The sequence below is a fragment of the Agrobacterium pusense genome (genome assembly GCF_900102105.1).
Taxonomy (GTDB): Bacteria; Pseudomonadota; Alphaproteobacteria; order Rhizobiales; family Rhizobiaceae; genus Agrobacterium; species Agrobacterium pusense.
In genome coordinates this window covers 255,937-270,916 of sequence record NZ_FNBB01000001.1, presented here as the reverse complement: position 1 = coordinate 270,916, position 14,980 = coordinate 255,937, and the positions used below count along the sequence as shown (strand labels likewise).

General features: G+C 60.6%; 16 protein-coding genes. 5 read left to right on the top strand and 11 right to left on the bottom strand.

Annotation, left to right across the window (positions count from 1 at the left end):
- Positions 1-217 precede the first annotated feature (217 nt).
- The gene (locus BLU28_RS01440; RefSeq protein WP_004440310.1) at positions 218-2,239 is read left to right on the top strand and encodes a methyl-accepting chemotaxis protein; all 2,022 of its coding nucleotides are present in this window, start codon (positions 218-220) and stop codon (positions 2,237-2,239) included.
- Between the two features lie 79 nt (positions 2,240-2,318).
- On the opposite strand, the gene BLU28_RS01435 is transcribed toward BLU28_RS01440, so the two are convergent.
- Positions 2,319-3,281, bottom strand: a complete 963-nt coding sequence (locus BLU28_RS01435; protein WP_077986700.1) for a nucleoside recognition domain-containing protein — start codon at positions 3,279-3,281, stop codon at positions 2,319-2,321.
- A 121-nt stretch (positions 3,282-3,402) separates the two neighbouring features.
- Between BLU28_RS01435 and BLU28_RS01430 the strand changes: the two genes are divergently transcribed.
- Positions 3,403-3,855, top strand: coding sequence for an Lrp/AsnC family transcriptional regulator (locus tag BLU28_RS01430; protein ID WP_022555720.1), 453 nt, complete (start codon positions 3,403-3,405; stop codon positions 3,853-3,855).
- 87 nt (positions 3,856-3,942) lie between these two features.
- Positions 3,943-4,326, top strand: a complete 384-nt coding sequence (locus BLU28_RS01425) for an ACT domain-containing protein (protein ID WP_077986701.1) — start codon at positions 3,943-3,945, stop codon at positions 4,324-4,326.
- Here BLU28_RS01425 and BLU28_RS01420 read toward each other — a convergent pair.
- Together BLU28_RS01420 and BLU28_RS01415 are read right to left on the bottom strand one after the other, a co-directional pair.
- A complete protein-coding gene (locus BLU28_RS01420; RefSeq protein ID WP_077986702.1) occupies positions 4,323-4,637 on the bottom strand; it encodes a putative quinol monooxygenase in 315 nt (104 codons plus the stop codon). The genes BLU28_RS01425 and BLU28_RS01420 overlap by 4 nt on opposite strands.
- 5 nt (positions 4,638-4,642) lie before the next feature.
- Positions 4,643-5,437: a helix-turn-helix domain-containing protein gene (locus tag BLU28_RS01415; RefSeq protein ID WP_035209399.1), complete on the bottom strand. Its 795-nt coding sequence runs from the start codon at positions 5,435-5,437 to the stop codon at positions 4,643-4,645.
- Between the two features lie 107 nt (positions 5,438-5,544).
- Here BLU28_RS01415 and BLU28_RS01410 point away from each other — a divergent pair, with 107 nt between their 5' ends.
- Positions 5,545-5,907: a nuclear transport factor 2 family protein gene (locus tag BLU28_RS01410; RefSeq protein WP_077986703.1), complete on the top strand. Its 363-nt coding sequence runs from the start codon at positions 5,545-5,547 to the stop codon at positions 5,905-5,907.
- 42 nt (positions 5,908-5,949) lie between these two features.
- Here BLU28_RS01410 and dxs read toward each other — a convergent pair whose 3' ends face one another.
- From dxs to BLU28_RS01375, 7 genes are all read right to left on the bottom strand, one after another.
- Positions 5,950-7,869 (bottom strand): 1-deoxy-D-xylulose-5-phosphate synthase, encoded by a 1,920-nt coding sequence (dxs, locus tag BLU28_RS01405; protein WP_077986704.1) that lies wholly within the window; start codon positions 7,867-7,869, stop codon positions 5,950-5,952.
- Between the two features lie 101 nt (positions 7,870-7,970).
- On the bottom strand, positions 7,971-8,894 hold the full coding sequence (locus BLU28_RS01400) for a pirin family protein (RefSeq protein ID WP_035209401.1): 924 nt from the start codon (positions 8,892-8,894) through the stop codon (positions 7,971-7,973).
- Positions 8,895-9,193: 299 nt separating this feature from the next.
- Positions 9,194-9,448: an exodeoxyribonuclease VII small subunit gene (locus BLU28_RS01395; RefSeq protein WP_003503059.1), complete on the bottom strand. Its 255-nt coding sequence runs from the start codon at positions 9,446-9,448 to the stop codon at positions 9,194-9,196.
- Positions 9,449-9,450: 2 nt separating this feature from the next.
- A complete protein-coding gene (locus tag BLU28_RS01390) occupies positions 9,451-10,386 on the bottom strand; it encodes a histone deacetylase family protein (RefSeq protein WP_006699885.1) in 936 nt (311 codons plus the stop codon).
- 25 nt (positions 10,387-10,411) lie between these two features.
- Positions 10,412-10,975: a biotin transporter BioY gene (locus BLU28_RS01385; protein WP_004440332.1), complete on the bottom strand. Its 564-nt coding sequence runs from the start codon at positions 10,973-10,975 to the stop codon at positions 10,412-10,414.
- A gap of 31 nt (positions 10,976-11,006) precedes the next feature.
- Positions 11,007-11,612 carry an energy-coupling factor transporter transmembrane component T family protein gene (locus BLU28_RS01380; protein WP_077986705.1) on the bottom strand — a complete coding sequence of 202 codons (606 nt, stop codon included), beginning with the start codon at positions 11,610-11,612 and terminating at the stop codon, positions 11,007-11,009.
- Positions 11,609-12,289 (bottom strand): energy-coupling factor ABC transporter ATP-binding protein, encoded by a 681-nt coding sequence (locus tag BLU28_RS01375; RefSeq protein WP_006699883.1) that lies wholly within the window; start codon positions 12,287-12,289, stop codon positions 11,609-11,611. The genes BLU28_RS01380 and BLU28_RS01375 overlap by 4 nt, the downstream gene beginning before the upstream one ends.
- 112 nt (positions 12,290-12,401) lie before the next feature.
- Here BLU28_RS01375 and BLU28_RS01370 point away from each other — a divergent pair, with 112 nt between their 5' ends.
- Positions 12,402-13,598, top strand: coding sequence for a winged helix-turn-helix domain-containing protein (locus BLU28_RS01370; RefSeq protein WP_004440339.1), 1,197 nt, complete (start codon positions 12,402-12,404; stop codon positions 13,596-13,598).
- 269 nt (positions 13,599-13,867) lie between these two features.
- On the opposite strand, the gene ribB is transcribed toward BLU28_RS01370, so the two are convergent.
- Positions 13,868-14,968, bottom strand: a complete 1,101-nt coding sequence (gene ribB / locus BLU28_RS01365) for a 3,4-dihydroxy-2-butanone-4-phosphate synthase (protein ID WP_004440341.1) — start codon at positions 14,966-14,968, stop codon at positions 13,868-13,870.
- Positions 14,969-14,980: the final 12 nt, after the last annotated feature.

Sequence of the window (14,980 nt, the reverse complement as noted above, 5' to 3'; positions counted from 1 at the left end):
GAGCCGACAGCGCCTGAGCCACGGCCTTATGAGGCTTTTGCGCCGCAAAATCAGCATATCAGATTAATCCAATATAAAGGCTTGTATTGCAGGGTGTGCCAAGGCCCGTGCGGCCGGTCGGAACCCGCCATGATGGCATCTTCTCCCATTTCTGAAATTGCGGCCGTTGCAGCGCAGACGCTTGCTCCGAGGCATCGGGTCGCCGAGAGAGTTTGCGATGTCGCTGAAAAATCTCCCCATTAATCTGAAGCTCATAGCCACCTTCTGTGCCTTGATGGGCGTGTGCCTGCTCGCTTCCGCGGTCGTATTCTGGCAGACGCTGGGGAGCGAGCGTGTCACGATTGAAAACAACCGCACCAAGGATATCATCCAGGCCGTGGATGGCGCGACAGCAGCCATGCTGGAACAGGCCGTCAATCAGCGCGGCTTCCTGCTGTTCCGCAGTGACAGCACCTATAATGACGTGTTCGCCCAGCGCGATATCATGCTGAAGAAGCTTGATGAAGCGCGCGCCCTTGCTGCCGGCCAGCCGGACATCCTGAAATCCATCGACGACATGCAGAAATCCGCCACCGTGTTCTTCAAGGAACTGGCGGAACCGCAGATCGCCGCACGCAAAACGACCGAAGCGCCGATTTCCGAAATCATCGAAATCGGCCGCAATCAGGCCAAGGGCCAGCTTGACGGCTTCCGTGCCTCGGCCGCCAAGATCAAGGAACAGCTGAATGGCCTGTCCACCGCTTACGCTGCAGAACAGCAGGCTGCTGCCCGCAAGCTGGAATATGCCCTTCTCGGCGGTGGCGCCGTCGCCGGCCTTCTCGCCGTGATCCTGATCTGGGCGCTTTCGCGCTCCATCGTTACGCCCATCGTCGGCATGACAGCGGCGATGAGCCGGCTTGCCGATGGCGATCTGACGACGGAAGTTCCGGCCACGGATCGTGGCGACGAAGTCGGCAAGATGGCAAAGGCTGTAATGGTCTTCAAGGAAGCCGGGCTTGAAAAAGCTCGCCTTGCCGGTGAGACCGATCGCATGCGCTCCGCGACGGAAGCAGAACGTCGCCGCACCGAGGAAGAAAAAGCCAGGGACGAAGCCGCCAGCGCTTTTGCCAGCGCCGAGCTTGGCAAGGGCCTTGCGGCTCTCGCGGATGGCGATCTTTCCTATCGCATTGAAACGCCTTTTGCGCCTGCGATTGATCCGGTTCGTGTGAATTTCAACAGCGCCGTCGAAAAACTCCAGCAGGCATTGCGCACGGTCGGCGAGAACGCGGCCGCCATCAATGCCGGCGCTTCGGAAATGCTCTCCGCCGCCGACGACCTGTCGCGCCGCACCGAACAGCAGGCGGCCTCCATCGAAGAGACCGCTGCGGCGCTCGAAGAAGTCACCACCACCGTGCGTGATAGCGCCCGTGGTGCGGAAGATGCCGGCAATCTGGTCCAGCGCGCCCGCGCCGGTGCGGAAAAGTCGGGTGTTGTGGTCCGCAAGGCGGTTGCCGCCATGCGCGAGATCGAGAAGTCCTCGGGCGAAATCGGCAACATCATCGGCGTCATCGACGATATCGCTTTCCAGACCAACCTCCTGGCGCTGAATGCCGGTGTGGAAGCCGCCCGTGCCGGTGATGCCGGCAAGGGCTTTGCGGTGGTCGCGCAGGAAGTCCGTGAACTTGCCCAGCGTTCGGCCAATGCCGCCAAGGAAATCAAGACCTTGATCAGCGCTTCCAGCCAGCAGGTGGAAAACGGCGTCAATCTCGTCGATGAAACCGGCAAGGCGCTGGAACTCATCGTCTCGGAAGTCGAAGAGATCAACGCCCATGTCAGCGCCATCGTTGTCGCTGCCCGCGAACAGGCCACCGGCCTGCAGGAAATCAACACGGCCGTGAACACCATGGATCAGGGCACGCAGCAGAACGCCGCCATGGTGGAGCAGCAGACCGCCGCCAGCCATTCGCTGGCCCGCGAAGCGGAAGCGCTGAACAGCCTGCTTGGCCAGTTCAGGATGGGCGGCGCACGCACCGCCGTTGCGAGCGCCGGCGGATATTCCGCTCCGCGCCCATCTTCGGCCAAGCCTGCCTTTCAGCCTGCGCCAGCCGCGCCGATCCGCAAGGCTCCGGTAAAATCGGCCTCTGCAACAGCAAGGCCTGTCGCATCGCCGGCCCGTGCACTCGGCCAGAGCCTTGCCCGCGCCTTCGGTGGTGCTGCCGAAGCACCGGCCGCGAAGGATCAGGACTGGACGGAGTTCTGAGCGGGGCTTCAGATTGAACCTACGGATCGGGGGCCGAAAGGCCCCCTTTTTGCGTCGGCATTTTTAAATGGGAGGCCGCCTAGGCGCGCTGTAGCCGGAACATCCGTGCAAAAAAAAGCTCATCCGACAGGCGGTGGAGCAGGGCGGCAATGACGGCGGTTGCGGCAATGGCGAAAACGAGACGTCCGGCGAGAACCCCGTAGACATCCGCACCCAGCGACATGACCACAAGCGTGTCTTCAATCACGCTATGGGCAAAACCCATGAAGACGCAGGACAGAAATACCTGCCGCGGTGATATCGTCCCCGATTGCGCCTCGCGGATCAGGAAACCCGCGCCGTAGGAAATGCCGAGGAACAACCCGATGGCAGTGAGATGCTCGGCTTCGCCGCGAATGCCTGCAAGACGCAGCAGGGGCGAGAGCGCTTTCATCATCAGCGCGAGCAGGCCGGTCAGCCTGAGAATTTCAAGGCAAAGGGAAAGGGCAAGGAGGATGGCGAGCATCCAGGCCATGGTTTCACCGAGACCGAGGAAATAGGCGGACCATTCAGGCGTGGCGCTCATCGCAATCCAGGCCGGGCTCGCCGGTCCAGACAACCAGCCGGTCGATTCCAGAAGCTGGTGCAGGAGAAAGGCATAAAGCAATCCGCCGCCGACGCGCAGCCCCGTCGTGACGATCATGCCGGGGCCCGCCTTTTCGATGATTTTCTGTTCGATTGGCAGGCCATGGGCGAACAGGATGAGCGCCGAAAAAACGGTAATATCAGCCACGGTCAGTGAAGACGCGGGAACCAGCGTGAAGATGAGCGGCACGGCACCCCATATGCCGACCAGCATCGCGGTCAGCCAGGCAAGGCCAAGTTCAGGCGGCAGGCCGATGAGGTTCATGACCGGCGCAAAGGCAGGCGCCACCGCCTCGATCGCCCCCATCCTTGATAGCAGCTCGGTCAGTATGGCGATCGGGACCGTGATCCGCACCAGCACCCAGTAGATTGCAAGCGTTTCCCGCGTTTTTTGCCAGACGGTCTGTAGAACTGACATATCAAGGCTCCCCTGAAAGTTGTTTCCATCCACTACTCCAGGCCGGTTCGCATTTGCGGTCAGAGATTGCAGTTTCATGCAATTTTATTGCAAAGATGGCGGCGGGCGATATGCTGCCCGCATGGACAGGATCGACCGGAAACTTCTGAACCTTTTGCAGAACGATGCCTCGCGCACCAATGTGGATATGGCTGACGAAGTCGGGCTGTCGCCATCCAGTTGCCTGCGCCGCCTGCAGCGGCTGCGCAAGTCGGGCGTAATCGACCGCATCGTGGCGATCCTCAACCCGGCAAAGGCGGGACGCGTGCTCAAGGCTCTGGTGACGGTGGAGCTGAAACTGCACGGCGAGCAGCAGATGCGCCGCTTTCTGGATATTGCCTGCGCGGAGGAGGCGGTGTCGCAGGCCTATGCCGTCACCGGCGCAAGCGATGTCGTACTGATGTTACGCCTGCGGGATATGGAAGAATTCGACGCCCTGTGCGACCGCTTGTTCCGCGATCAGCACAATGTGGCGCGCTTTTTCACCATGGTCGTCATCAAGACGGCGAAAGAAGAAACGGCCATCAAGCTTTGAAACTGATAATATGGCCTTCTGGGTAGGCATTTGATCCTCCCCTTCAACCCAAGGAAAGCGTCTGGCTTTCGGGAAGGCAGTTTACAGATGGCGCCTCGCGTTAAGTTAAGGCTCCTTGAGGGCACCTACGGAGTGGCCCGGCTTTCTGCCGATGCATCCGTTCCAGCCTGGGCCGATGGCACAGGTTTTCTCAGCATCAGCCGGACTGATGATGAGCTTTCCGTCGTTTGCCGTCAGGAGCGTATCCCTCATGATGTTAAGGCCGACACCGGCTGGAACTGTCTCAAACTTCAGGGCCCGTTCGCCTTTGATGAGACCGGCATCGTGCTTTCGGTGATCGAACCGCTATCGACCAACGACATCGGGATATTCGTGGTTTCCACTTTCGATGGCGATCACCTGCTGGTCAAATCGAAAGATCTTGAGAAAACGTTTGAGCTGCTGGCAAATGCAGGGCACTCGCGCATCTAAGCTCCGTGAGCGTGATCCGCCCGCATGGGATGCCAGACGGAAATATCGCGCGGCGCGTCCAGAAGCTCGGGCAGGGCATCGTGCCATGCCTGCCGATAGGGCCGGTAGATCTGAACGTCGATGACGTCCTGATGGTCAGTCCAGGTCTCATGCAGCAGGAACCGGTTCTCGTTTTCGCAATCCCGGTGCAGGGTTGCGTTCACGAAGGTCTTTTCGTGCCGCATGGCGTCGAGCAGCGCATTTAGCAATTCCAGAAAACGTTCGCGCTGGGCTGGACGGACCTGAAAGCCGATAAGATAGGTGGTGTGCACGGGTCTTACTCCTTGGCGCCTTGCATCAGTGCGTTGCGGGTTGCCGCGTCGGCGGGATAAAAACACTCCAGCACGAGTTCGGAGAGCGTGACGTCCGTCGCTGTCCCAAAAACCGTGGTGGTTGAAATGAAGCTCAATATGCCGTCCGAAGATGGATCGCGAAGCTGGAGCGGTATGGCCAGAGGGTCGGCCCCGACGGTATGCGGGGCGCCCTTTGGCGCGGGATAGGCCGCAAGCTCCGCATGCAGCCGAGAAAGCACTTCGTCTCCGGTTTCCTCGACCTGACGGCGCAGGCGTTCCAGCAGGTGATGGCGCCATTCGGCCAGATTGACGATGCGTGAACTCAGACCCAGCGGATGCAGGCTCAGCCTCAAGGCGTTGAGCGGCGGGTAAAGCAGCTCTTCTGAAACGCCGGCCAGAAGCGACGTGATCGCCCCATTGGCGAGAACGACATTCCAGTGCCGGTCGACGGCAAGAGCGGGGAATGGCATATGCCCATGCACTACCGTTTCGACGGCTTGTCGGGCGGCTGCCATATCAGGTGCATCCAGTGATCGTTCGGAATGAACGGGTGCATAACCTGCAGCCAGCATCAGCCGGTTAGCGGCGCGGGCCGGCATCGAAAGCTGCTCCGCCAGCCTCACCAGCATGTCGCGGCTGGGCGATGATCGCCCGCTTTCAACGAAGCTCAGATGGCGTGCTGATATTTCAGCCTCCACCGCCAGATCCAGCTGGCTCAATCTGCGGCGGGCTCGCCATTCCTTCAGCACCTGGCCGACATGTTCTCGATGATGTGTCATGCCCCGCAGCCTAGCAGAAGATATCGCGGATGCGATTACCTCGGAGGTAATTGTTCCGCTTCCCGACCCCCGGCATGTTTGGGCCGTCAACCACAAGGAGCGCAATCATGACGCAGCATCTCGCAATCGCCGAAACCTATCTCGCAGCCTGGAATGAGGAAGACAATGAACGCCGCAGGCACCTCATCGGTCAGGCATGGGCAGAAAATACGCGCTACGTCGATCCGCTGATGCAGGGCGAAGGCCAGCAGGGGATTGCCGCCATGATCGAGGCGGCGCGGCAGAAATTTCCGGGATATCGTTTCGTTCTTGCCGGCACCCCGGACGGACACGGCAAATTCACCCGTTTTTCCTGGCGCCTTATCTCGCCTGACGGGGACGATGTGGCTGGTGGCACCGATGTCGTCAGCCACGATGCCGGGGGCCGGATCGAAAATGTCGTTGGTTTTCTCGACGGCGCGGCATCCTGAGGTAAAGGCGGGATAGTCCCGCCTCCTGTCCCGGCAATTTTGTCAGCCGGCGAAACCGACGTCGGCCTGACGCTGGCCGAGCGCATTGAACACCGTGGAAATGATGCCGGCCCGGTCGAGGCCGGCATTGGCATACATGGTCTCTGGCTTGGCCTGTTCCACCCACTGGTCGGGCAGTGTGAGTGTCCGCACCTTGGGGCCGTGATCGAGCAGGCCGGCGCTTGCCATGAAATGCAGCACATGTGCGCCAAAACCGCCGACCGAGCCTTCTTCTATCGTCACCAGAACCTCGTGATGGGCGGCAAGCTGTCGGATGAGATCGAGATCGAGCGGCTTGGCGAAGCGTGCATCGGCAACCGTGGTGGAAAGACCGGCGGCGTCCAGGTCTTCGGCCGCCGCCAGGCATTCCGCAAGGCGGGTTCCGAAGGAAAGCAGGGCAACCTTCGTGCCTTCCTTGATGATGCGACCCTTACCGATCTGAAGAATCTCCCCACGCGCGGGCATCTCGACGCCGACACCTTCTCCGCGCGGATAACGGAAGGAAATCGGGCCTTCGTCATAGGCGGCCGCCGTGCGGACCATGTGTTTCAGCTCCGCCTCATCCGAGGCCGCCATAACTACCATGCCGGGCAGGGTGGCGAGGAAAGTGGTGTCGAAGGAGCCGGCATGGGTCGGCCCGTCGGCGCCGACAAAACCGGCGCGGTCGATCGGGAAACGCACGGGAAGGCTCTGGATCGCCACATCATGCACCAGCTGGTCGTAACCGCGTTGCAGGAAGGTGGAATAAAGCGCACAGAATGGCTTGTAGCCATCCGCGGCAAGTCCTGCTGCAAAGGTAACGGCATGCTGTTCGGCAATGCCGACATCGAAGGTGCGCGCCGGGAACAGCTCGGCCATCTTGTCGAGGCCGGTACCGTTGGGCATCGCGGCCGTCACACCGATGATTTTCTCATCGAGCGTGGCTTCCTGGATCAGCGCCTCGGCAAAGACGCTGGTATAGCTCGGCGCATTCGGCTTGGCTTTCGCCTGCGCGCCGGTGATGACGTCGAACTTGTTGACGCCGTGATATTTGTCGGCTGCGGCTTCCGCCGGCGCGTAACCCTTGCCCTTCTGCGTCACCACATGAATGAGGACGGGGCCTTTCTGGTTGTCGCGCACATTGCGCAGCACCGGCAGAAGATGGTCGAAGGAGTGTCCGTCGATCGGGCCGATGTGATAGAAACCAAGCTCCTCGAACAGGGTGCCGCCGGTTACGTAACCGCGCGCATGGGTCACGGCGCGGGTAATGGCGCGGTCGATCGTCTTCCCGAGATACGCCGTCAGCTTCTTGCCGAAATCGCGAAAACCCATATAGGTGCGGCCGGAGGCGAGACGCGCCAGATAGGCGCTCATCGCGCCCGTCGGCGGCGCAATGGACATGTCGTTGTCGTTGAGGATGACGATCAGTCGTGCATCGAGCGCACCGGCATTGTTCAACGCCTCAAACGCCATGCCGGCAGACATGGAACCGTCACCGATGACAGCAATGACCTTGCGGTCGCTGCCATCCAAGCCCGCCGCCACCGCCATGCCGAGACCGGCGGAAATGGAGGTGGAAGAATGGCCGGCGCCGAAATCATCATATTCGCTTTCCGCACGGCGGGTGAAACCGGAAAGGCCACCTTCCTGCCGCAGCGTGCGGATGCGATCACGCCGGCCGGTCAGGATCTTGTGCGGGTAACATTGATGGCCGACATCGAAGATCAGCCGGTCTTCGGGCGTGTTGAAGACCTTGTGGATGGCAATCGTCAATTCCACCACGCCAAGGCCGGCACCCAGATGCCCACCAGTTTTCGACACGGCGTCAATCATCTCGTCGCGCAGTTCCCTTGCCAGTTCCGGCAAGTCGCGATCATCGATCTCCTTGAGATCGGAGGGAAAATTCACCCGGTCAAGCAATGGTGTCTGTGGCATTCCGGTCAATCGTTCGGCCTTTTCTGGTGGTCCCCGCGCGGCGCGTGAGAACGTCTTTCATCGCGAAAGCCGCCGGGTGAACCATGCATGTCGTATACTTCTATAGAATTTCAACCTTCCGGCAAAGGGACAAACTCTTCTTCGTCGCCGGGAACGATGTCGAAGCGTCCCGTTCTCCACTCCTGTTTGGCCTGTTCTATGCGTTCTTTTGATGACGAAACGAAGTTCCACCAGATGTATCGGCGCTCATTCAGCGCTGCCCCGCCAAAGATCATGATGTGACAGCCATTGCTGCCGGCCTGAAGCGTGATGTCGTCACCCGGCCGGAAGACGAGCAGCTGGTCGGCGGCGAAGATATCGCCCGCCACATCCAGCGAGCCGGACAGGATATAGATCGCCCGCTCCTCATGATCGGCGGAAAAGGGAAACTTTGCCCCCGGCTCCAGCGTCAGGTCGACATAAAGCGTATCCGTGAAGGCCGCAACGGGGGAGGTGAGGCCCTCGAATTCACCGATCACTACACGACCCGACGCGCCCTTGATATCGATCAGCGGCATCTCTTCCTTTGCCGTGTGGGCAAAGGCCGGGTCGATTTCCTCCATATGGTCGGGCAGGGCAAGCCATGTCTGCAGGCCCGACATGGAAAGCGGATGGCCGCGCAGGTTTTCCGGCGTGCGTTCCGAATGCACGATGCCGCGCCCGGCCGTCATCAGGTTGATGTCGCCGGGGCGGATGACAAGCTCGGTGCCGAGACTGTCTCGATGCTTGATTTCGCCGTCGAACAGATAGGTGACGGTGGAAAGCCCGATATGCGGATGCGGCTTCACATCCAGCGCCTCACCGGCCTTCAGTATCGCCGGACCCATGCGATCGAAAAAGATGAAGGGACCGACAAGCCGCCGCTGCCGCGTCGGTAGCGCGCGCCGCACCGCAAAGCCGCCAATATCGCTGGTGCGGGGGATGATGAGGTTCTCGATGGCGTCGCAGGCAAAGGCATCGCCCGCGACGGGATCGTTACCGGGAAAGAAGGACATGGTCAGCTCCTCGTATCGTCTGGCGGGAGTTTAGCATAACCGAGGGGGAGGGGAGCATCGCGATATCGAACGCAGCGTCAACGATCCTTGTTAACACGACATTGTGAGAACACCTTACGGCCGGGGAAAGTTCTCAAACCTCTCCTCCGTCATCCTCGGGCTTGTCCCGAGGATCTAAACACGTCAAGAAACTCAATGCATTGCAGATCCTCGGGACAAGCCCGAGGATGACGTCGAGTGTTTAAATCGGGAGGTGGCTACCTTATCGAATCCCGTCCGAACGCTCACCCTAAACGCAATCACTCCCCGTCCAGCGGCTCCACACCCTGCGGCTTGCCGGCGCGGTCGAGACGAATCTTCTCGATGCGCTTTTCGGCAGCGTTCAACAGCGTCTCGCAATGCTTCTTCAGGGCTTCGCCGCGCTCATAAATGGCGATGGATTCGTCCAGCGCCACGTCGCCGCGTTCCAGACGTGCGACAATGCTTTCCAGCTCGGCGACGGCTTTCTCGAACGAATAACCGCTGACATCGGCTGTGTTGGCATTTTCCGTCATGTTCAACCCTTCATCATTCTCAAAATATGCATGGCTGCCGATTCCGCCAGCCCTTCCAGATCATAACCGCCTTCCAGCAGGCTGACGACCCGGTTCGAAGTGTATTTATCCGCCATCTCCAAGAGCCGGCCCGTCGCCCAGTCGAAATCCTCTCCCACCAGATTGATCTGCGCCAGCGGATCACGGTGATGCGCGTCGAAACCGGCGGAGATGAGAATGAGATCGGGCGAAAAATCCGCAATCGCCGGCAAAACGCGTGATTTGAATGCCTCGCGGAAATGTTCGCTGCCGGTGTTGGGAGAAAGCGGTGCGTTGACGACGTTGTTCTTCACGCCGGTTTCGTTTTTATCGCCGCTCCACGGATAAAGCGGCATCTGGTGGGTGGAACAGAACAGCACGGATGTGTCGTTCCAGAAGATGTCCTGCGTGCCGTTGCCGTGGTGCACATCCCAGTCGATGATGGCGACGCGCTCGGCACCATGCGCCTTCTGCGCGTGGCGGGCGGCGATCGCCACATTGTTGAAAAGACAGAAGCCCATGGCCTTGGCGGTCTCGGCATGGTGGCCAGGCGGGCGGGCTGCAACGAAGACATTGTCGGCAGCGCCGGTAAAGACATCGTCTACTGCCGCCATTGCGGCGCCGATGCCGGTCAGCGCCGCCTGCAGGCTTTTTTGCGAAACGTAAGTGTCGGCCTCAATGCGGTTGATCTCGCCATCCTCTTCCGGAATCTGTCGCATCACGGCAAGCAGATGCTCTTCCGGATGCGCCAGCAGCACCGCATCCTCATTGGCCTGAGGCGCTTCTTTGCGATCAAGGCGCTCGAAATTCGGATGTTCGAGCGCGATGTTCAGCGACCGCAGGCGGTCCGGCCGCTCGGGATGGCCGGAAGGCGTGATATGCTCGAGGAAGATCGGATGTTCGTATAAACGCGTCGCCATTCTTTTCCTCCCGAAGAAAGTGTTTTCAGGCGCGCTGCGGCAGCAGCGGATAACCCGCCATGACGGCGCGGCCGGCAAGGGCTGCCAGCACGGCCTTCAGCGCATCACCCGGGATGAAGGCGAGCGAACCCATGAAAGCCTTTTCAAAACCGAGACCGACGACCACCGCCAGGTAGGTGATGCCGAAAGCATAAAGCACGACCACGCCGCCGATCAGGCTGGCGACGAAAAAGCCAACACCCTGCGCCAGAGCGGACTGGCTGCGATTGACGAGTTTTTCCGAGAGCGTGCCGGTGACGAAAACGGCTGCGATCCAGCCGATCAGGAAGCCCGTTGTCGGCGTGGTGAAGATCGAAAGACCACCACGTCCGCCCGAAAGCACCGGCAGGCCGATGGCGGCAATCAGGATCGTCAGCAGAACCGCGAGCGTGCCGCGTTTTGCGCCGAGGACGACGCCGGCGAGCATGACGCCGAGCGACTGCGCGGTAATCGGCACCGGAATGAAACCGAGCGTGATCGGCGGCAAAAGCCCGAGCGCGATGATGATGGCGGAAAACAGCGAAATCAGCACAAGGTCGCGGGTCGTCATGGCTCGGAAACTCCGGATGGTTGTCTGGCCGTCAGCTTTGGCCTCTGAAACCGCGCGCGTCAATGGCGGCGGCAATGGCATCGGCATCCTTCAACGTCATAATGACGAGGGGCACGATGATGGTCGCCATCCGCACGGGCAGGCCACGCGCCCGGTGGGCATCGCGCACCGCATGGTAACGGTTGACGATCTCAGGCACGAAGCGCACCACCAGCCCGACTGCAAGCCCGATATCGGCGGCCTTGAGCAGCCCCAGCCTTTCCAGCGGGGAGGCAGCACGTGTAATTTCGTCCATGAACTGCGAAATGCTGACGGTGATGGTGACCGCGGTGGCGAGCAACGCAAGTGCCGTCAGCCGCATAAGATTGACACTGGCATCGTGGGCCGGAAGCAGGAGATAGCTGAAGCCGGCGACGAGGAAGATCGTCAGCATCACCGGCCGCAGCCGCAGGGCGATGTCCTTGAGGGGCAGCCGCGTCGCGCCCAGAACTAGCGCGGCCAGAACCATCGCGCATGCGAGAACCAGCAAGTCGCGGGTGAGGAACAATGCAATGCTGAAGCCCATGAGCGTCAGAAGCTTGAGGCGCGGCGAGACGCGGTATAGCCAGCCGGTGCCCTCGACATGCAGCGATTTCATCGCGACGCCACCTCCAGATAGCGCGCCACCGCCTCTTCAGGTGCAGCATCTGCAATAAGCGCACCCTCATGGAAAACCAGCACCCGGTCGAAACCCCGAAGCAACGGCAGATCGTGGGTTATGACAATCAGCGCCTGGGACAGCGCCGCCATGGTTATTTCCACGACTGCGCGGTTTTTGAGATCAAGCTGGTTGGTTGGCTCATCGAGAATGAGGATTTGCGGTTCGGTCACCAGAAGGGCGGCAAGCGCTGCAAGCTGTAGCTCACCGCCGGAAAGCTCATGCGCGCGCCGGTCTTCCAGCTGCGCGATGCCGAGTCTGGCCAGAACGACCTTCACCCGATTTTCAGTTTCGGCCTTGCCGAGGCCGAGCCGCTTCAGCCCGAAGGCGACATCGTCGCGCACGATCGGCAGGATGATCTGGTTTTGGGGATTTTGGAAGATGAAACCGACCATCTGCAGGATGGTCCTGACGTCGCTCACGGTGTCGAGACCGTTCACCGAAACCTTGCCCTCGCTTGGCTTGTTCAGCCCGTTGATCAGCCGGGCAAAGGTGGTCTTACCGGAACCATTGAGACCGATTACGCCGATACGCCGTTCCGTCAACGTCAAGGACAGCGGCTGCAGGACCTGCCGGCCCTCGAAAACGACACCGGCGGCATCGAAACGGATTTCCAAACTTACATCCTCGCGCTCGTTTCCGGTTCTATATCCCGTCATCAACAGAAGTGAAACAAGGAACAAAAAAAGAACATTGCATTCGCGAAAAAGCCGTCATACCTTCTGGGCCATGACGATCAAGGTTTCGAACGAAGCAGCAAGGCGGATTTTTCTGGCGCGGCAGGGCCTTTCCTCCCCGCCCGGCAAGGCGCTTTCCAAGGATGGGTTGCTGCAGCTCATCACCGATCTCGGCTTCGTGCAGGTGGACAGCATCGGCACGGTGGAGCGCGCCCATCACCAGATTATTTTCTCCCGCAACCAGACCTACAGGCGCAACCATCTGACCACGCTGCTGGAAAAGGATCGCGCGCTTTTCGAGCACTGGACGCATGATGCCTCCATCCTGCCGACGGAATTTTATCCCTATTGGAAACACCGCTTCCGCCGCCGCGAGCCGATCATTCAGGAACGCTGGCGCAAATGGCACGGTGAGGGCTTCGATGCCGCGTTCGGCGAAACGCTGGAGCGCATCGCCGCAACCGGGCCGGTGCTGGCGCGGGAGCTTAAAGAGGAGGGACACCAGTCCGGTGGCTGGTGGAACTGGCATCCCTCCAAGACCGCACTCGAATATCTCTGGCACACCGGCAAGCTTGCAATTGCCGGCCGTGTGAACTTCCAGAAGGTCTATGATCTGGCCGAACGGGTCATTCCCGGTGAGCATCACGAGACCGAAGTGGAGCACGCCGAATTCGTCGACTGGGCCTGCCGCGAGGCGCTGAAACGGCTGGGGTTCGCCACCCACGGCGAAATCGCCGCGTTTTTCGATCTTGTGACGCCGCAGGAGGCGAGAGACTGGGTCAAAAACCATCGCGATGAATTGTGCGAGGTCTCGCTTCTCGCAAGTGACGGCGATACTGCCCGCCAGTCCTATGCCTTTGCCGATTTTACTGCCGACCTGACGGACGTACCGGAACCGTCCTCCCGCGTTCGCGTGCTGAGCCCCTTCGACCCTTTGCTGCGTGACCGAAACCGCACGGAGCGGCTATTCGGCTTTTATTATCGCATCGAGGTTTTCGTGCCGGAGCCGAAGCGGCAATATGGCTATTATGTTTTTCCGCTTCTGGAAGGCGACCGTCTGATCGGTCGCATCGACATGAAGGCGGAGCGCAAAGGCAGCACTCTGGATGTACGCCGCCTGTGGCTCGAGCCCGGCGTGCGCGCTTCGGCCGGGCGGCTGGAAAAGCTCGATGCGGAATTGTCGCGGCTTGCGAAGTTCACAGGGGTCGAGAGCGTGAATTATCTGGAAGGCTGGCGGGAGGAAAACTGAGTTTTTCGCACGGATGATCGCGAGAGAGGTGCCCTCGGACTCAAGGTTACCGATCCGTGATACCCCATTGTAGCGCGGCGTTGCGGCATATTTCTTCTCCCCGCCGGGGAGAAGGTGGCCCAAAGGGTCGGATGAGGGGGCAACGGTAGAGATTTACGGAGAGCTAGCCCCCTCATCCCGCTGCCACGGACTTCTCCCCGGCGGCGAGAAGAAGCAGGCGGAACCCGCTCGCCTCACAATTGCGTGGCGAGACCAGGCAAAACCCAGGCTCACCCGATATCCGTCGCGGAAATCTTGATGCCGAATCCTTCGAGACCGACATAATGGCGTTCGCGCGTGGTCATCAGCTTGATCGAGCTGATGCCGAGGTCTTTGAGGATTTGCGCGCCGAGACCGATTTCCAGCCATTCGTTTTCCCGCGAGCGGGCCTGGGCGTGTGCCTCGTCCGGGTCGCGCGCCTTGCGCCGCCCCGCAACCTGGCCGACGCCGACGGAGCCTTCACGCAGATAGACGATGACGCCGCGGCCTTCCTCGGCGATCTTCTGCATGTAGTGCCGCACCGGCTGGCGGTCGCCGAACACGTCGTCAGCGACGTTTTCCGGGTGCAGGCGCACGGGAATGTCGACACCGTCCCTGATGTCGCCGAAAATCACCGCCATGTGCTGCATCCGGTCCCAGGGAAGGGAGTAGGTCTGCGCTCTGGCCGGGCCGAAGGGCGTTTCGATGGTGAAGGAGGATTCCATCTCCACCAGCGTTTCCTTGCGCTGGCGGTAGGCGATGAGATCGGCAACCGACACCTGCTTGAGCTGGTGTTTCTCCGCAAAGGCAGTGACCTGCGGTCCGCGCGTCACGGTGCCGTCGTCATTGACGAGTTCGCAGATGACACCGATCGGCGGCAGGCCTGCCAGCTTGCAGAGGTCGACGGCGGCTTCCGTATGTCCCGAGCGCATCAGGACGCCGCCCTCACGGGCAATCAGCGGGAAAATGTGTCCGGGCCGGGTAAAATCGGCGGCTCCGACATTGGGATTGGCGAGATTGCGCACCGTCAGCGTGCGGTCATCGGCGGAAATGCCCGTTGTGGTGCCGTGCTTGAAATCGACGCTGACGGTGAAGGCCGTGGTATGGGCGCTGTCATTTTCGGCCACCATGGCATTGAGGTTCAGGCGCTTGGCTTCTTCGCGCGGCATGGGGGCGCAGACGATGCCTGACGTGTGGCGCACGATGAAAGCCATCTTTTCTGCCGTGCAGTGGACCGCTGAAATGATCAGATCGCCCTCGTTCTCACGGTCATCATCATCGGTCACGACAACGATTTCACCGGCTTCGAAAGCGCGGATGGCATCGACAACGCGTTTCTGGTCATAGGCCATGGCGGAAATACC